Raw genomic sequence first — 18,235 nt, 5'->3', positions numbered from 1 at the left:
TTCAGCGGGTATTATCATTACCTCAGTTAGATTTCGAGTAGACCCTTATTTGCCGATAAAGAACGCATTATGAGAAGTCACGTTTTGACGGCCTGAAGGCCGACCTACAAAAAAACAATCGCACATAATTTAGGATCAGATGAAAAATAGGGTGATGAGTTTGTTTTTGGGCCTTACACTAAGCAAGCGTTTCTTGATGTTCAGCGGGTATTGTCATTGCCTCAGTTAGATATCGAGTAGACTGTTATTTGCCGACAAAGAGCGCATTATGACAAGTCACGTTTTGACGGCCTAAAGGCCGACCTACAAAAAACAATCGCACATAATTTAGGGTTAGATGAGTCCCTCAAAGCGTTAGCGGATTAACTCGCTTCCTTCCTCTCAATCTCTCCATTTTCTACAATTTCATTGACATCCCTCCGTTCTTTATATAGAACGTTCCTTATATAGAACAAATTTGAGAAGCATGATGAATAAACCGATTCTCGGCTCGTTGGGTCGAAATATACAAACCTTGCGTATGGCAAAGGGGCTGTCTTTGTCCCAGCTTGCGCAGGATGCTGGGCTGGCGAAGTCGAACTTGTCTCGGATTGAGCAGGGCGAGGGTAATCCGACTTTAGAAACGATTTGGCGTTTGGCGGTGCAACTGAATGTTCCCTTTGGGGATCTGGTCGCCAGTGTGGAATCACCGCTAGGAGAAAACGGTGTGCAGGTTAGGTTGATTGACCAAGGTGACGGTAATCCACGTGTTGATGTGTATTGGATGTCTTGCGCGCCCAATACCATTAAGCAGTCTGAACCGCATATTGCTGGTACGACGGAAACCGTTACCTTGATCAGTGGAAAATTGCTGGCGGGTGAAAATAGTGACTTGCGGTATTTGGACATTGGTAAAGCGCATACTTTCGCGGCTGATGTTCCACACCGTTATCAAACCGATGATTCATGGGCGACCTTAATGATGATCATCACTTATGCGAAACAGGACGTTCTATTATGAATACAACAGCTCAAAGCCTTGCCATGACACCATGGAAGCAGGGTGTTAAAGATGCTATTCCGCTACTTGGTGGTTACATTCCGGTGGCGATTTCTTTTGGTCTGATTTCGATCCAGTCTGGCTTTAGTGTGTTAGAGACCATTCTTATCTCTACCTTTATTTACGCTGGCGCGTCACAGTTTCTCTTTGTTGCCATGGCGGCTTCAGGTGCGCCACTCTGGCTGGTGGTTATCATGACGTTGTTAATCAATGCTCGGCATGTTGTTTACGGCCCCAATCTGTCACCTTATTTAAATCATGACAAAAAGTGGTTGCCGTTAATGCATGGCTTGACGGATCAAATCTTTGCGCTGGCTCATGCCCGTTTGCCTCAGCTGCCTGAATCGGCAAGGATAGGCTGGTACACAGGCGCGGCAGTGTTAGCCTGGTTAAGCTGGATTGCGGGAACTGCTTTGGGGGCAGTTGCCGGTGGCGAGTTGACGCAGCGCTGGCCTTTAATAAACGATATTTTGCCTTTTGCTTTGCCCGCTCTGTTTCTGGTGTTGATCATCCCACGTTGCAACAATCGTCTCTGGTCATTGACCATTGCCTTATCTGCTGTCACGGCGCTGACGTTGAAAATGTTAGGTTACCCGAATGTCGCTATTCCATTGGCGGCTCTGTGTGGCGCGTTGTTGTTTTATGCGTTGAAAGATCAACGTATTGTAGGAGGACACTAAGCATGGATACTTCTATGTGGCTGGCGCTTGTCAGTATTGCGGTTGGCACGTATTTATTGCGTCTTTTACCCTATGTTTGGATGAAGCGAAGTCTGGCGAAAAAACAAATGGAAGGGGGGATTGGCGCCATGCCAATTTGGTTGACAATACTAGGGCCAACCATGGTGGCAGCGATGTTTGGCACCTCTTTGGTCCCCGCTCATTCTGACGCAGTGTCTTGGTTGGCGACTGGAGTGGGTACGCTCGTTACCTTCGGTGTTTGGACGCGTACACGGTCCATGGGCTTGCCTATTTTATGTGGGGTGGTGGCATTTGGCGTGGTTACGCTGATATTGTAGTGGCAACTGAGATAGTTGAAGAAAACTCAGCATTTTCGTGAAAAAGCATCGTTTGTTTGGTGGCTGACCTCCGATTAAAATGGCTTACGTAATAGAATTTATCTACTTATGTCCTGTTATTCGGAGTCATTTTTATGAGCGCAGTCGACAGCAAATCTTTATCCTCTCTCGTGTTAGACACGATAAAAATCACTGGTTTTCACGGTTTGTTCGATAAGCTGGTGAGTGCTTTGAAACGCCGTGAAAAAGTGGCCAAAGCACCGGTTGATATGGAAGTGGATAATTTGGATTGGTATCGTACTTTTCCTATCAAAAAGTAATTTTTTATCGGTGATAACCAGTAGGATAGAGACAGTATTCTCTGGTTCAGCCCTTTGTTGCTCTCCTTCTGTCTTTCGTTTTTTTAAGGCTCAGCACTGCTGTATTAAGTGTGTGACTGAGTCTCTTATCTTGCCCATGCTTTTTTGCGTGACACCTCGTTTTTCTGTGTAATCTCTTTGCAAAACATTTCTTTCTATGGATAGCATGTTGCTTCTACTCAGGGTACATTGGTTGCTCGGTCTGTTTTTTTTATAAGATCATCATTGGCTATTTATAAAGCCTTCCAGCGTTATTTTCTGCAATGTTGGCGTTCACATAGGAGTGCTCGATGCAATCAAAGTTTACGGTTCAAGTTGATTCCTTTAAGAAGACAAATAAGATTCTAAATGCGTGGTCTGGTGAGGATTATAAAGCGCTTCTGACGCTGATGGGTTTTGACGACGATGTTGATGCGATGGACGCGGCTGAGCGGCGTGAAATGTGCATGATGTCGCTGAGTGATCTAAAGCCGGAAGAGGCCGCTGTGGTGGTGTTGACTCACTTATTCCCTAAGTTGTCCCGTGGCAAGGTTGAGCAAATGAGCCGCGATATGTTGAATGAATCTTCATGGGAAGAATATCCAGACTGCCTGTATCATGAGCGCTTTTTTAATGCTTATGGGCTTTTACGTGAAGCCTTTAATGGTAAATTTGCCAAGCCAACAGGGGCTGAAATGACGCTGACAGTCACCGCAGCGCATGTTGAAGAGATGGCGATTTTTGACGCCTCTATGCATTCGGCTATTGTGCGATTATTAGCGAGTGGGCAAGGCGATGATGCGCTCATTAATCGTCTTTATGAAGACCAAATCAAAGGTAAGCACTTTCCCGAGTCGAAAGGCATTGTGTGGCAGTTAAAACAAATAGCCGACAATGGTGTCTCTCGTCAATTTAGCTTGGTGAGTTCGTTTTTTTGGTTGGAAAATTTCGAGCAGATGGACGCTTTTGAAGCGGTGTCTCATGCGGATGCTGAAGATTAGTGCCATAGTCTGAGCAGAGTGGTGTGTATTATCAAAAGCGGATCAAATGATTCGTTTTTTTGGTTTTTAGGGTTGGCAATCTTGTTGTATTTCGATTTAATCTCTTTTTTCTGAACAACAGTACTTGATCACGAGGCTTAAAATGACCCATTCATCGATCCAAATTGTTTGTCAAAGCTGCGCAACGAAGAACCGTGTGCCGAAAGACAAGCTGGACAACAAGCCTCTTTGTGGCAAGTGCAAGAGCCCGGTTCTTTCTGCTAGTCCTATTAAAGGCAGTGATCAAAACTTCAGACGTTATACTGTAGACAACGATTTGCCTGTGGTGGTGGATTTTTGGGCGTCTTGGTGTGGGCCGTGTCAGCAATTCGCGCCTATTTTTGAACAGGTAGCCGGTGAAATGTCGACAAAGGCCTGTTTCTTGAAGCTGGATACCGAACAGAACCAAACAACGGCAGGCGGCTACAATATTCGTTCTATTCCGACGCTAATGATCTTTCATCATGGCAAAGAAGTAGCTCGTCTCTCTGGGGCATTACCGAAAGCACAATTCCAGCAATGGTTAGCTCAGAACTTGCCTGCTGTTTAACTGCTTTGGAGAAAAATTATGATTAGCGCATTTGACAGCATTGCCCAAGGGCTTAAAGAAGCGATTGATCTAAACAACGGCAAAGAGGTTGCGGCTAAAACACACCGTTTAGAATCTGTTGATGTTACAGAGTTACGTCGCAACCTTGGATTAACTCAGATGGAATTTGCTTCGAAATTCTGTATTAGTGTATCGACTCTAAGGCATTGGGAAAGAGGCGATCGTACACCTCATGGGCCAGCATTGGCATTGTTGAATGTGGTGGCAAAAGAGCCACAAGCTGTTATGCGAGCGCTTGTTTAACACAGCATTCTGTTTATCTTTTTTTGCTTATCTATTCTGATAGTATTTTTGAGACTCTCAGTTTCAAGCATGAACCTCAAATCTCAAAGTACATCTCTACAAACTTTTCGTATAAGGCTTCTTCTGTTTCGCGTCTGTCTGGGTCGGGTTTCACACAGTCGATAGGGCAGACGGCGACGCAGGTGGGTTGGTCGTAGTGACCAACACACTCTGTGCATTTATTGGGATCGATGACATAAATCTTCGCGCCCATGGTGATGGCGTCGTTTGGGCATTCGGGTTCGCACATGTCGCAGTTGATGCATCGATCGTTAATGAGTAATGCCATGGCTGAACCTTTATACCGTCGCGCTGGCATGTGGTTGGCGTGTGGTTTGCCCTTCCGTTAAGTTTCTTAGCAAGATACCCATTGAAGCATCGATACCTGGCGGACACGGGATAGAAACTACATGGCCACTGCCTTTTGCTACGTCGATAGGGCGACCTTGTTTGTCGTTTAGTTCGCCCAATGGAAAAGTGACATTGCCTTTCGGTGTCATCAACTCTAAGGAGTCGCCAACACTGAAGCGGCTCTTTACTTCTATGGTGAGTGAATCGTCGTTAGTGGCGATGACTTCGCCGACGAACTGTTGTTGCTCGCTGATGGAATTGCCAGTTTCGTAGTTTTGCAAATCCACATGTCGATGGCGTTGTAAGAAACCATCGGTGTAGCCTCGATTAGCGAGGTTTTCTAAGCCGCTCATCAGGCTCTTATCAAAGTGCTTGCCTGCAACGGCGTCGTTAATGGCTTGGCGGTAGATTTGTGCGGTTCTGGCGCAGTAGTAAAACGACTTGGTGCGGCCTTCGATTTTTAATGAATGCACGCCCATTTTGACCAGACGTTCGACATGTTCAATAGCGCGTAGGTCTTTTGAATTCATGATGTAGGTGCCGTGTTCGTCTTCAAACGCGGGCATGTATTCGTCTGGACGACCACGTTCTTGTAGTAAGAAGAGCTGATCGCTTGGTTCCTGAATTTTCACGGCAGAGGTTGGTGCTGTGCTGCTAGCAATGATTTGACCTGTTTCGTCTTGTGTTGCTTCGTGGGCGTTGTATTCCCAGCGACACGCATTGGTGCAAGCACCTTGGTTTGGATCACGTTTGTTCATGTAGCCAGACAGCAAACAACGTCCAGAATACGCCATGCATAACGCGCCATGGACGAAGACTTCCAGTTCCATATCTGGGACTTTTAGACGGATTTCTTCGATTTCATCAAGTGACAGCTCACGAGATAAAATGACGCGAGAAATACCTTGCTGTTGCCAGAATTTGACGGTTGCCCAATTGACAGCATTGGCTTGAACGGACAGGTGAATCTGTTGATCGGGAAAGGCTTCGCGCACCATCATAATAAGTCCAGGATCGGACATGATGAGCGCGTCTGGTTTGAGATCTATAACCGGTGCCAAGTCTTGCAAGTAGGTTTTTAGTTTTGCATTGTGAGGTGCAATATTGCTGACCACATAAAGTTTTTTGCCCAGCTCATGGGCTTCATTGATGCCAATTCCCAGCTTTTCTAAATCAAATTCGTTATTGCGTACTCTTAGGGAGTAGCGTGGCTGTCCTGCATAAACGGCATCTGCACCGTAAGCAAAGGCATAACGCAGGTTTTTTAACGAACCCGCTGGAGAAAGTAATTCTGGCATGAAGGCTTTTTCTTGAGACATGAGGTTCACCGATCGATCAAAACGGGCGGAGTTTACCTGCATGTTGATTGAACTCAAGCTCTGAGGAAGGCATTCGTTGGCTAAGTAAGGTATGGTTGATCTAGGTCAAAAGTCATTATGGAAAGAGGACAGTTAAAGGCATCGATGGCTCCTTGAACTGTCCTTGCTCGTGCTGTTAGAAGTCGTAGGCGGCGGTGACGTAAACGCGACGTCGTTCACCCACGAATGAGCCTATGGTTTCTGTGAAGCCGCTGACGGCGTATTCTTTATCGAACAAGTTTTTGATGTTCAACTGGAATTTCCAATCTTCATAGCGAGTTTGCCAAGACAAGTCGTACACAGTATAAGGTTTGACGGTTTGACCCTGACGGTTGATTTGATCGCTAACGTAGTCCGCACCTACAGCAATAGAGGAATCTATGCTTGGGAAGTCGTATCGCGTCCAAGCGCCCAATTGATGATACGGCGTATTGGCAAAGCGGTCGCCACTGGCATATTGAATGCCATCGGTGGCTTCTTTAACGATAGTATCATTATAGGCGTAGCTTACATTGGCGACCCAGCGAGGAGTGATGTCTGCCATGATATCCAGTTCTACGCCTTGGCTGCGAACTTTACCAAAGGAAACCAATAAGTCGCTGTTATTTGGGTCTTCTTGCAAGATGTTTTCACGAACAATGTGGTATGCAGCAAGGTTGACATTGAGTTTATTGTTAAACCAATAGCTGCGTACACCGACTTCGACTTGCTGGCTTTCTTCTGGGTCAAACAAGCTGCCATCGGCCGATTTTTGTTGGTCGGCCGCGTCTTGCGGTACGAAACCTGTCGAGAAAGAAGTGTAAGGTTTCCAATTGCCATTGATTTTATACGTTGCACCAATGCGGCTGGAGTAACCTGTGTCGTTGTAGTCTAGTTTGCCTGCGCTGGTGGTGTAATCTTGGTATTGCTCCTCGAAACGGTCTACCCGTATCCCAGTCAATAAATCCAAACGCTCTGTTAGCTTCCATTGATCTTGAACATAAAGTCCTAGGCGATCGGTGGTTGTGGTTTCATCCGTTTTTAAATGCATGGTATAGCTATTAACTTCGTCTTGGCCGTAGGTAGGGTCTGTTAAGCTAAGATTAGATACGCCGTCGGCTTTGTTTGCATAGCTGTATAGAAAGCTATTTTTTTGATGGAAATAATCGCTTCCAACCAATACGGTATGATCGCCTAGCTCTGCAATTAGATTGCCAGCCAACGTAATGCCTTTACGAGTGCGGACTTGGTCACGGTATTGACGCTGAGTGGAATCTACTGTGCCATCGCTATCGCTGTCTATTAGTTTACTGATTTCATGATATTTCTGGGTTTCGGTGTTTTCGAAGTAACGAACAGACACATTGCTCTCTAGCCATGAGTTGATGCTGTGGTCTAGGCGCGCTTGAAAGACTTGTGCATCCAGTTCTTGATAGTCGGATTTCTCATTATTGTTCCATGAGGTGTCTGCTAGGAAATTGCCCTCGTCATCAGTAGGAATACCCCGTAAACGGGCGCCAGAAATGTATTGATGAATGTCCGTGTACTGAACGGTGAGTGTGTTATTGCTGTCTATGTCCCAAGCGTAACCGAGGTCAATAATGCGGTTTTCTTCTTCGACATTGTTGCGATAAGAATCTTGGCCGTCGGAGTAGATACCAACACGGTAGCGTTGTGAGGCGTCCTCGTTGGCAGGGCCAGACGACTCAATGCTGCCGCTTAGGAAGTCTTTGTTACCCGCACTGACTTTTAGGGTATTTTTCTGTTCGTAGCTCGGCTTTTTCGTCACATAGTTTATGACACCGCCAGGTTCACCAGCACCATAAACAGCACCTGAAGGGCCTTTAAGGACTTGTATCTGTTCTATGGTAAACAGTTGAGGAATGGAGAAGTCACCAAAAGGATCGCCTTTTAGACCGTCGTAGAGTACTTCGTCTTGGCTAAAACCTCGTAACGTCACCGTGGATACGTTGTTTTGCGACATGCCTGAAATAGAGCGATACAAGTCAGTGATTTGTCTCGCAGCTTGGTCTTCAATGAGCGCTTCGGTTACCACTTGAACAGATTGTGGTGTTTCATCTATTGGGGTTGAGGTGCGAGTGGCTAGTGCTGCTTCGTCTTCTTTGTAATGAGACAGCGCGCGGCCTTGTACCTGAAGTGTTTGCAGTTCTACATCGGATCCTTCCTTAATTTTTGCATCCCAGTCATTGAGATAGTCATCATAGGTAATGCTGCTTGAGGTTTCCGCGAAAAGTGCGCTGGAGAAGACAAGTACGCCACAAGCCTGCATCATCATTAAGGAGGTTCTTAACGTCATAATTTAAACCAGATTGAAGATGAGAGAGGTGTGTATAGTAATTGTTATGATAGTCATTTTCAAATGAGAATGGATTTACATTACTTACAATAGAGAAACTCAGTTGTCTTGATGGGGATGTGGTGGTGCGTTGAGTAATGACTAAAAAAATACGCCACCATAGACCAGAGTGTGGTCTTATGGTGGCTTCTGGAAGCTACGCTTTTTCGGCTGCGGCTCTGGAGGCTTTAATGTAGCCTCGCAATGTGTCTTTTAACTGCAAACGTTGTTTCTTGAGTTTTTCTTCTTCCATCGTGGTAGAGGGAATAATTTCTTGTTCCATTTTCTCTACTTCTTTGGTTAGGTGGTTGTATTCATCGTAGAGTTTTTTAAAGTGCGCATCGTCCATTTTAAGCTGATGGATGTCGTCTTTAAACTCAGGAAATTCGTTTACTAAACTATGATCTTCAATGGGCATGATTGCCTCCTATACTTGCTAGCATTTGTGTAAGACTAACCCAGTTAGGTCGGTCTGCTATTGATGCTGATCATACTTTTCTCATTCTATAAAAAGTAGAACCCATGGTTTTGTTGTGATTTTAGCGTTTCGCTGTTTTAACGGCTTGCCATAATAGTTATGGCCTGTTTCTTTTATTTTTCAATGCGAGAGCTTGTGTCTGGGGAGGATTGCACCGTTTAGAGGAATTATTTGCGATTTTTTGACATAAAAAAGCCCCCAGTGATTATTGTTAAAGCTGGGGGATTAGGCAGGTATAAAGAGCGAAGAGGGTTTAGAAGTTGAGCTCGACTCTTGGTTTGCTGCTGTTAGACAGATCCACTTCTGGTGAACAAAGAAATATGCGTGACGAAGCGATGCCTTCATTGACCAAATAGTCTTTTAAATGATCCGCACGTTTTTGCGCCAGCATTTTGGCCTTGTCCCTAGTGTCATCATCGATCGCGACGGGAGGCTTCTGCAAGCCCAGATCGAGATAACTGGCGATACCACAGGCCTTTAGTTGGCTGTCTTTTTTGTCTTTCATTAAAGCGGTGAGCTGTTGCAAGAAAACCGCCTGAGACTCATTTAAGTCACTGTCTTGTGCTGTAAACATCAGAGGTTCTACACGAATTCTGAGTAATTGATCTCCGGCAAACTGTGCAATGCTGATGACGTTTGCATAGGGCACGAAGGTTTGCATTAAATAAGTACTCGATGCGCTAAAGAGTGCTTTTCGAACCGGTAAGAGTAAGAAGTCTTGCCAACCAAATGCTGGGTTTTCGATATCACCAGACAGTGGAATATCTAAGTCAATATTGTTGTCTCTGTCTTTTAAAACGCTAATGGCAATATTGAGCGGTACAGCGCCCGCCTTGATAACCGTACTGCTGTCTTGGCGACCGCCTAAATCAAATTCTCTTAACAGAATATTTGAATTGCCACTCAGTATGCCGTTTTTAGATTTGAGCTTTAGGTCAAGATCTAACTGCCCTGAGTCAATCTGATACCCCAGAACGGTGGCGATGTAGGACGAATAGGGCGGCAGCTCGGCTTCTTTTATGACCACTTCACTGTCTAAAGTCAGTTTCTCGGCCAGGGGCCAAATGGTCACATCACCTTGTAAGGTGGTATATTTTCCGTTGCGAGCTTTCAACGCCAGTACTGTGGCTTGATCTTTCTTTTGCGTGTTGAGGTTGCGCAAAGACAAGGTGTCGATTTCTAATGTGCGCTGCAAGGCAGGCGAAATGCTGTTATCTTGCACATAAATACTGGATGATCCAGTGGTGTCATAAGCGTCTAAAATCACATAATAAGGCGCTTTGAAAGCAGGGTTTTGTTCTGCCTGTTGTGTGTTTTTAATGACGTTTTTCGCGTCTTCTTCCCTAGGCGACGTGCGATTTTTAACGGATGTTTGTGGCGGTTTCTGTTGTTCAGTTTCAACAAAAACAAGGTTTTCTATGCGCTTCTGCGCATCCAATATCAAGTTTACCTTGGCCGAATCCACAGTAATCTGTTGGATTTTTGCACCATCTTGAGTCGCATTGACTTGCTCTACCAGGATGTTACCAATCTGGCTTAGTGCTGGCTGTGTTTGCTTGTTATCCGCTTCTGAAATCGGTTCTGAGACGATTAAGTCTGCTATGGTTAATTGTGCGAAAGAGGCATCAAAGTCTGAGTTTTGCTGGGTGAATGAAAGACCGTTGATATTTGCATTACGCCAAGAAGCGAGGCGTTTTTTATCACTGAGCAGGCTATCGACTGACTCACTGGTGATGGTGATATTGTTGCCTGTTATGGCGGGCGGCTGCTGATTCATTTGTTCGACATCGAGCTGCTCGGCAGTCAGTGTGGCACGACCTAACGACAATTGTTTTTCATTGCTTTCTGTGGCGGTTAACCCTTCAATGTTAATGTCTAATTGAGCGTTCTTAGCCGAAATATTCTCGCCTTCTTTCCTCAGGTTGAGCGTGTTTGATAAGTTGAACACATCATAATTGGCCGTGTTTCCGGCCTGTTGCACAGCAAGATTGTTACTGCGTATTTCTGTGGACAAGGCAGCGGTGAGGATATTCTGGGGATCCATATTCACCGACACGTTATCCAATAACATGACGAGCTGTTTGTTTTGCAGAGCAAGGCTATCGAGTGAAAGGCTTAACGTGTTTAGGTTCAATTCTGTTGTGTTGAGATTGGCGGTAAGACCGAGTTGCTCATCTTGCTTCACACTAAAGGGGGTGTTAAGCGTCAATTGATCAAATTGTGCTTTTTGATCCGCTTGCGCGAAAGAAACGCTGTTGAGCGTTAATGCAATATCGCCAGTCGATGTGAGGCTCTGTGCATCTTGTTTAATATCGAATGGAGAGGTAAGGGTCAGTGTGTCAAACTGAGCTTGCAAGTCGTCTTGGGTGAACGCAAGATCGTTTATTTGTGTATCCAATGTCCCTGTTGTTGCTAACCCCTGTTCGCCTTGTTGCAGATTAAATGGGGTCGTTAATGAAAGTGTATCAAGTTGTACTTTTTGATCTGATTGGTGGTAAGACAACTGCGCTAGTTGTGCCTCAATATTTCCTTTCGTAGAGAAGCCAGTGCTGTCTTGTTTTATATCAAAAGGGGTTTTTAGAGACAGTTTAGCAAGTTGTGCCGTGATTTGTGCTTGGGTGAAGCTAAACGTATCGAGTTGTGCTTCCAAGGTTCCTGTGGTTGTTAACCCAAGTTCGCTTTGTTCGATAGTAAACGGCGTTTTTAAGGTCAGCGCATCAAAGGCAACTTTTTGTTCTGCCTGTGTAAAAGAAGAGTGTTCTGAGCGCAAATCAAGGGTGCCTGCTGCCATTAACTTATCAGCAGAGCTGAATTGCAAGGCCGATTGCGACAGCGCAAAAGAGGTGGATTTTGTGGTGACCTTATCTTGTTGATTGAGAGGCAATTCCAATTCGTCAATTTGTGTGTTGAGTGTTAGGTTTTTAATGTCAAAAACAGGTGCGCCATTGGCCTGTGTTTGTGAAAATTGAAGACGCCCCGTTATGTCTATTTGTCCTTTGCCTTCATGGTAGGGTGAGGGCAAAAAATGACGCAGACTTTGAATCGGTAGGTATACCTTGGTGATATCGATGTCCGCAGTGGCTTGTTCTGGCGAGTAGTCAAATTGACTGGTTAAGGACAGCGTTGCTTCGTTCACTAACGCGGAAAGGGAAACATCGCCTTTCCAACTTAACCCTTGTCCAGATAAGTCATTGACCGATAAATTGCTCAAGACAAGGGTGTCTGATGTTGAAGGCAAATTGAGGTCTGGTTGACGAGATAGATTGACTTGGCTATTGGTAAATGAAAAAGAGGGCAGTGTGATTGCCCAAGGCGTTGCAGGTTCAGACTCTTGTTCCGGCGGTTGTTGGTCTTCTGGGGTAATGAATTGTGCGGTGTTAATACCCGCAACGATCCAATCTTTTTCTAGTTGGGTCACGACCAAGTGTAGGTCTTCAATTTTGGCTTCAGATAAGTGGACGGTTTTAGCGAAAAGAGGCCATATCTCCACTTCAACAATCGCGCGTTTGAGCGTGAGCGTCTCTTGGGTGTTATCTTGAATAACAACGTCTTTTATATCGATTTTAGGCGGGAAAAAATCGACTTCTAGTTTGCCAATCGACAGTGCTTGCCCTTGTTGTTGAATGTAAGACGTTAAATAGTGTTCCGCAATAAAAGGTGTCGCCAACCATAAACTGGTAATAAGCGCTGTTACGCCCGCAAATGGGTAGAATATAAAGTGGCGAAAGTGTCGGCGTGTCATCATCATAAAGCTTGTCAAAATACCTGTAAAAATTAGCGAGTTTTGTCGTTGTCTTCTGAACGAACTGGCATGCGCAGTAAGTAAGTCATGACACATAAACCGATTATAAGCAGTCCAATGGTTGCCCAAAAACGCGAGACAACAACCATAGAGATAGTCATGCCGATCCACATGAACAGAATAGCGCGGTTTCGTGCGCGTCGTGGAATGCCATCGGAGGATTGCCAATCATGCACAATAGGACCAAAAAATTTGTGATTGAGCAACCAAGAATGAAATCGTTTAGACGATTTAGAAAAACACCATGCCGCCAGTAATACAAATGGGGTCGTGGGCAACAAAGGCAAAAAAATACCAATAATGCCAGAAATGAGAGAGAACCATCCCAGTAGCAGATATAGAATTCGCTTTCCTTGCATAGGCAGGCCCATCTTAGTGAGAAGAGAAACGAGCTTTTATGACTAAGCTCGTTTTTATTATGGCGCTATTTTCCAGAATGGAAAATAGCTTCCATGCTCTCTTCTTCTGCATTTTCGACAAGTGGCCAGCCACCAAGACGTTTTAAACGATTGACCATTTCACAGAAGAGCTCTGCGGTTTTTTCGGTATCGTATTTTGCAGAGTGTGCCTCTGAGTTGCTAAACGGAATAGACGCCGCTTCACAGGCTTTGGCCAGCACAGTTTGTCCAAATACCAAGCCCGCTAGACTGGCTGTGTCAAAGCTAGAAAAAGGGTGGAATGGGTTGCGCTTAATGTCCGCACGTTCAATCGCCGCATTTAAAAAACCGTGATCGAATGCCGCATTGTGGCCAACCAATATGGCTCGTTTACAGCCAACGGATTTCAGCTCTTTGCGCACTTTGGCAAACATTTGATTGATGGCTTCGCTTTCCGGTATGTCTTGGCGACCAGGAGCAAAAGGATCAATGCCAGTAAAGTCGAGTGCGGCTTTTTCAAGGTTCGCACCTTCAAATGGTTTTATCAAAAACTCTAAGGTTTCATGGATATACATGTCGCCATTTTCATCCATTCGCAGGATGCTGGCGGCCATTTCTAATAAAGCATCGGTTTTTTGATTAAAGCCTGCGGTTTCTACGTCGATAACAACAGGTAGGAAGCCGCGGAATCTATCTTTGATTTCATGGTTTGACAAAAGAAGGTCCTTAATTCTGCCGCTTGATCAACAGTAACGGTATACAATAGGATCGGATCATAACACATTTGATAATGCTTGAACGAGATGTCTAAATGGGAATTCCCCAACAACTTCTAATTCGCACCACATTTTTACTCACCATGGCAATGCCATTTGCGCAGGCCAACGCCATTATTCATTACCAATCTGGTATTTCGGATTCAGAGTGGCTGCTTTCCGGTGATATATTCTCATGCAGTTTAACGCATCCAGTGCCGAATTATGGTGAAGGTCACTTTATCAAAGAAGCGGGCGAGCCAATGAAATTTATCTTGCAGCCGCAAAATGAAAAGTTGGGCCCAGGACAAGTGTATATTATTTCTCAAGCACCGGATTGGTCGCCAGGAGTGAAGCCCGAGACGTTAGATATTTTGTCGTACCCAGGCTACGGTTTAACCGTGGAGGTGGGTGGCAAAGTGGCTGAAAGAATGTTGACCAGTTTGGATCGTGGTCGCCATCCTGTGGTAGCGGGAACCGCGTGGGAAAACAGTCGTGAAACCATCGAAGTCGGGTTATCGAACATTAATTTTGCACCCGCTTATACGGAGTTTAGACGCTGTTTAGCCAGCTTGTTGCCGGTCAACTATGATCAAATCGCGAGAACGGCGGCCTTATTTCCTACCAATGGGGTGAATCTGACGGATCGGATCAAGTCGCGTTTGGATCTTGTGGCACTCTATGTGTCTTCCGACCCTAGCGTGGAATACATTTATATCGACGGTCATACCGATTCTATAGGTTCACGTCGCGACAACCGTGAGTTGTCGAAAGAGCGTGCTGAAAGGGTGACGTCTTATCTTTTAGAGAAAGGGGTGCCGGCAGAAAAAATCATTTCTCGTTATCATGGTGATCGATACCCAGCGATGCCGAACAATACGGCCTCAGGGCGAGAACGGAACCGTCGTGTGACGATTCGTTTAGAAAAAGTCGATGAGAGTTGATATTCTAACTTGGAACCTGTTTGAAAACCGTTTTCAGGCCCCAGTTTGCCGATTTATCTGAGCAAATTGGGGCTTTTTACTTGCTAAGCAAGAATCGAGATCTTACACTTACAGCCCCTTTTTTAAATTATTTGCGCCGCCATGTACTGGTTTTAAAGCACTGGTGAGGGAGCGCTAGCTCGTTGAGGAGAATAGAGATAATGTCTGACGTGAAGAAGGTAGTGCTTGCCTATTCTGGCGGCCTGGATACTTCCGTAATCGCGAAGTGGCTTCAAGAAGAGTATAACTGTGAAGTGGTTACCTTTACCGCTGATTTGGGTCAGGGTGAGGAAGTTGAACCAGCTCGTGCTAAAGCTCAAGCGTTGGGTATTAAGGAAATCTACATTGAAGATTTGCGCGAAGAGTTTGTGCGTGACTTCGTTTTCCCTATGTTCCGTGCCAACACTATTTACGAAGGTGAGTACCTTTTGGGTACCTCTATCGCGCGTCCTCTGATCGCTAAACGCTTGATCGAGATCGCCAACGAGACTGGTGCCGATGCGATTGCTCACGGCGCGACAGGTAAGGGCAATGACCAAGTACGTTTTGAGCTTGGTGCCTACGCGTTGAAACCTGGCGTAAAAGTGATTGCTCCTTGGCGTGAATGGGACCTAACGTCTCGTGAAACCCTAATGGCATACTGTGAAAAACACAATATCCCTGTTGATTTCTCAACGAAGAAGAAAAAGTCTCCTTACTCTATGGACGCTAACTTACTGCACATCTCTTTTGAAGGTGATCAGTTGGAAGACCCATGGACAGAGCCAGAAGACGATATGTGGCGTTGGTCAGTGTCTCCAGAAGACGCTCCGAACGAAGCGACTTACATCGAAATCGGTTACGAAAAAGGCGACCCAGTTTCTATCAATGGCGAAGCCATGTCTCCTGCCACTATTTTGGAAACCTTAAACAAAGTTGGCGGCGCGAATGGTATTGGTCGTGTTGATATCGTGGAAAACCGTTTTGTGGGTATGAAAGCTCGCGGTTGCTACGAAACACCTGGTGGCACCATCATGATGAAGGCACACCGTGCGATCGAGTCTATTACCCTAGACCGTGAAGCGATGCACCTAAAAGATGAGATGATGCCTCGTTATGCGAAGTTGATTTACAACGGCTTCTGGTGGTCTGAAGAGCGTCGTATGATTCAAGCTTTGATTGATACATCACAAAAATACGTTAACGGTACCGTTCGTCTCAAGCTTTACAAAGGCAACGTGAGTGTTGTGGGCCGTCAGTCTGAAAACAGCTTGTTCGATAGCAAAATTGCCACATTTGAAGACGATGCGGGTGCTTACGATCAGAAAGATGCAGCGGGCTTTATTAAGCTAAATGCTTTGCGTATGCGTATTGCCGCTCAAAAAGGTCGTGGTTTTCTAGATAACAGCAAGTAATCGCTTGATCATTTAGAAAATTCGCTTTCAAAAAACGCTCCGTTCTTGCAGAATTGGAGCGTTTTTTATTTTTGTACACTTGGTCAGTATTCGCTGAGTTATTGATAAAGCATCGTGCTTTGCAGAAAGAACAGTGGAATGAAATGTGCTCATACCTTAAGCACGCTGATCTTGAAGGAAGAGAATTATGACAATTTATAACTTTGGTTCGATTAACCTCGACCACCTTTATCAGCTAGATCACTTTGTTCGACCAGGCGAAACCATGGCGTCTAATGGTTATCAGTGTTTACTGGGCGGCAAGGGAGCGAATCAATCTGTCGCCCTGGCTAAAGCGGGCGCTGACGTAAAACACGTGGGTGCGATCCATCATAGCGATCAGTCGGTCATTGATCAGCTTGAATCCCTAGGTGTGGACACCGGGCTGATAAAACGCATTGATGTGCCAACAGGCCATGCCATTATCCAGCTAACGAAAGAAGCGGAAAATTCGATCATTTTGTATCAAGGCGCGAATCATGCGTTGACGCAAGAGCAGGTGGATCAAGTATTGTCGCAAGCAAATGCGGGTGATTGGGTGTTGCTGCAAAACGAGACGAACCTTATTGAATACATTATGCAAAAAGCACAAGAGCATAAGGTAAAGGTCGCGTTTAACCCTGCTCCCATGGACGCTGAGCTGACTAAGAAGGTGCTTGGCTTTGTTGATCTGTTGATTGTTAACGAAGTGGAGGCCATGGATTTAATTGGCACTACTGACATTGATAGCACCATTGAGGCTTTCCCGAAGGCTTACCCAGATTTAGCCGTACTAATGACACTTGGTAAGGCTGGTGTGTGTTACTTTGATGGAGAAGAGCGTTTATCGGTAAAAGCATTTTCGGTTGAGGCGCTTGATACCACAGCAGCAGGCGATACTTTTATTGGTTTTTGCTTGTCTTCTCTAATGAAAGGGGACGACATGAAGCATGCCATCACCCGTGCCTGTGCTGCCTCTGCGATCTGTGTGACACGCTTAGGCGCAGCGTCCTCCATCCCAACACAAGATGAAGTGACGGCCTTTCTTTCTAAAAAAAGTTAGCGAAAAACAGTTAGCCAAAAAAACTATAGTTTAAAGAGGACGTGAAACATGGCTCGAAAAATTATTATAGATACGGATCCGGGCATAGACGATGCAATGGCGATCTTCTTCGCTTTTCAAGCACCACAGCTTGATGTATTGGGTTTAACAACCACGTTTGGTAACGTGTCTGTGGAGTTGGCAACACAAAATGCCATTACATTAACCGAGATTGCTAAGGTCAATGTGCCCGTTGCAAAAGGCGTTGCTGTGCCCAGTAAGATTGCGCCGCGTCCACATCCTGACTTTGTTCATGGTAAAGATGGCTTTGGTAATATTGATTGGCCAGCGCCACAAGGCAAGGCAATCGAAAAAAGCGCTGCGCAGTTTATTGTGGATACTGTTCGCCAATACCCAGGTGAAGTGACGATTATCGCACTTGGTCCATTGGGTAACTTAGCGAAAGCCCTTGAGCTTGATCCTGAAGTGGCTAATTTAGTCGATGAAGTGGTTTTGATGGGTGGCACAGCGATTGAATACGGTAACGTGTCGCCAGTTGCAGAAGCCAACATCATGAACGACCCGCATGCGGCAGACAAAGTCTTTACCGCTGCATGGCAAGTGACCATGATTGGTTTAGACGTAACGCATCAAGTGCTATTGGACAACACCGTGCTAGAACGCATTAAAAAGGCCAACCCAACGGAAGGCGGATTCTTGTACGATTGCGCTCAGCACTACATTAATTTTTACAGCAGCCGTTTCGATATGAATGGTTGCTACTTCCATGATGCTTCTACTATTGCTTATGTGATGGATCCGAGTATTTTTGGTGTCGAGTTGGGAGCGGTGCGTGTTGCTTGTGAGGGCATTGGTATCGGTCAAACGATTTTTGCGCCACAAGGTATGACTTTCCCAGAGCCACATTGGAACGATGTGCCAATGACACAAGTCTGTATGGAAGTGGATAGTGAGAAATTGCTCAAACTGTTTGAGACAACCTTGTCTTAAACCG

The 18,235-nt window shown here is 45.4% G+C and carries 18 protein-coding genes; 11 read left to right on the top strand and 7 right to left on the bottom strand.

All coding sequences use genetic code 11. The features are described 5' to 3' along the window. Positions 1-469 precede the first annotated feature (469 nt). From DKT73_RS16795 to DKT73_RS16765, 7 genes are all read left to right on the top strand, one after another. Positions 470-1,000, top strand: a complete 531-nt coding sequence (locus DKT73_RS16795) for a helix-turn-helix domain-containing protein (RefSeq protein WP_111639702.1) — start codon at positions 470-472, stop codon at positions 998-1,000. Continuing rightward, positions 997-1,719, top strand: coding sequence for an AzlC family ABC transporter permease (locus DKT73_RS16790; RefSeq protein ID WP_111639701.1), 723 nt, complete (start codon positions 997-999; stop codon positions 1,717-1,719). Before DKT73_RS16795 ends, DKT73_RS16790 begins: the two co-directional genes overlap by 4 nt. Positions 1,720-1,721: 2 nt before the next feature. After that, complete coding sequence (locus DKT73_RS16785) at positions 1,722-2,057, top strand: branched-chain amino acid transport AzlD family protein (protein ID WP_111639700.1); 336 nt, start codon at positions 1,722-1,724, stop codon at positions 2,055-2,057. A gap of 134 nt (positions 2,058-2,191) precedes the next feature. After that, positions 2,192-2,377, top strand: coding sequence for a hypothetical protein (locus tag DKT73_RS16780; protein ID WP_111639699.1), 186 nt, complete (start codon positions 2,192-2,194; stop codon positions 2,375-2,377). Between the two features lie 329 nt (positions 2,378-2,706). Beyond that, a complete protein-coding gene (locus DKT73_RS16775; protein ID WP_111639698.1) occupies positions 2,707-3,396 on the top strand; it encodes a hypothetical protein in 690 nt (229 codons plus the stop codon). 142 nt (positions 3,397-3,538) lie between these two features. Then, positions 3,539-3,985: a thioredoxin TrxC gene (trxC, locus tag DKT73_RS16770; RefSeq protein WP_111639697.1), complete on the top strand. Its 447-nt coding sequence runs from the start codon at positions 3,539-3,541 to the stop codon at positions 3,983-3,985. A gap of 18 nt (positions 3,986-4,003) precedes the next feature. Next, on the top strand, positions 4,004-4,288 hold the full coding sequence (locus DKT73_RS16765; protein ID WP_111639696.1) for a type II toxin-antitoxin system RelB family anti-toxin transcriptional regulator: 285 nt from the start codon (positions 4,004-4,006) through the stop codon (positions 4,286-4,288). A gap of 76 nt (positions 4,289-4,364) precedes the next feature. On the opposite strand, the gene DKT73_RS16760 is transcribed toward DKT73_RS16765, so the two are convergent. The 7 genes from DKT73_RS16760 to rnt all read right to left on the bottom strand — a co-directional run bounded on the left by DKT73_RS16760 (position 4,365) and on the right by rnt (position 13,744). Beyond that, positions 4,365-4,616: a YfhL family 4Fe-4S dicluster ferredoxin gene (locus DKT73_RS16760; protein WP_111639695.1), complete on the bottom strand. Its 252-nt coding sequence runs from the start codon at positions 4,614-4,616 to the stop codon at positions 4,365-4,367. 10 nt (positions 4,617-4,626) lie between these two features. Beyond that, positions 4,627-5,997, bottom strand: a complete 1,371-nt coding sequence (trhP, locus tag DKT73_RS16755; RefSeq protein ID WP_111639707.1) for a prephenate-dependent tRNA uridine(34) hydroxylase TrhP — start codon at positions 5,995-5,997, stop codon at positions 4,627-4,629. 175 nt (positions 5,998-6,172) lie between these two features. After that, on the bottom strand, positions 6,173-8,332 hold the full coding sequence (locus tag DKT73_RS16750; RefSeq protein ID WP_111639694.1) for a TonB-dependent siderophore receptor: 2,160 nt from the start codon (positions 8,330-8,332) through the stop codon (positions 6,173-6,175). Positions 8,333-8,528: 196 nt separating this feature from the next. After that, entirely contained in the window at positions 8,529-8,789 is a 261-nt protein-coding gene (locus DKT73_RS16745) for an HP1242/YdcH family protein (RefSeq protein WP_111639693.1), read from the bottom strand. A 313-nt stretch (positions 8,790-9,102) separates the two neighbouring features. After that, the gene (locus DKT73_RS16740; protein ID WP_157959199.1) at positions 9,103-12,597 is read right to left on the bottom strand and encodes a DUF748 domain-containing protein; all 3,495 of its coding nucleotides are present in this window, start codon (positions 12,595-12,597) and stop codon (positions 9,103-9,105) included. 26 nt (positions 12,598-12,623) lie between these two features. Next, entirely contained in the window at positions 12,624-13,010 is a 387-nt protein-coding gene (locus tag DKT73_RS16735; protein WP_111639691.1) for a YbaN family protein, read from the bottom strand. 65 nt (positions 13,011-13,075) lie between these two features. After that, on the bottom strand, positions 13,076-13,744 hold the full coding sequence (rnt, locus tag DKT73_RS16730; RefSeq protein ID WP_111639690.1) for a ribonuclease T: 669 nt from the start codon (positions 13,742-13,744) through the stop codon (positions 13,076-13,078). A gap of 95 nt (positions 13,745-13,839) precedes the next feature. On the opposite strand from rnt, the gene DKT73_RS16725 reads away from it, so the two are divergent. From DKT73_RS16725 to DKT73_RS16710, 4 genes are all read left to right on the top strand, one after another. Further along, positions 13,840-14,727 carry a flagellar protein MotY gene (locus DKT73_RS16725; protein ID WP_111639689.1) on the top strand — a complete coding sequence of 296 codons (888 nt, stop codon included), beginning with the start codon at positions 13,840-13,842 and terminating at the stop codon, positions 14,725-14,727. Positions 14,728-14,927: 200 nt separating this feature from the next. Then, a complete protein-coding gene (locus DKT73_RS16720; protein WP_111639688.1) occupies positions 14,928-16,160 on the top strand; it encodes an argininosuccinate synthase in 1,233 nt (410 codons plus the stop codon). 187 nt (positions 16,161-16,347) lie between these two features. Then, positions 16,348-17,241: a ribokinase gene (locus tag DKT73_RS16715; RefSeq protein WP_111639687.1), complete on the top strand. Its 894-nt coding sequence runs from the start codon at positions 16,348-16,350 to the stop codon at positions 17,239-17,241. Between the two features lie 48 nt (positions 17,242-17,289). Continuing rightward, positions 17,290-18,231 carry a nucleoside hydrolase gene (locus DKT73_RS16710; protein ID WP_111639686.1) on the top strand — a complete coding sequence of 314 codons (942 nt, stop codon included), beginning with the start codon at positions 17,290-17,292 and terminating at the stop codon, positions 18,229-18,231. Positions 18,232-18,235 lie beyond the last annotated feature (4 nt).

It is taken from the genome of Marinomonas shanghaiensis (assembly GCF_003259175.1).
GTDB classification, from domain to species: Bacteria; Pseudomonadota; Gammaproteobacteria; order Pseudomonadales; family Marinomonadaceae; genus Marinomonas; species Marinomonas shanghaiensis.
Note: the sequence above shows the minus strand (reverse complement) of the source record. Positions and strands in the feature narration are given on the sequence as shown.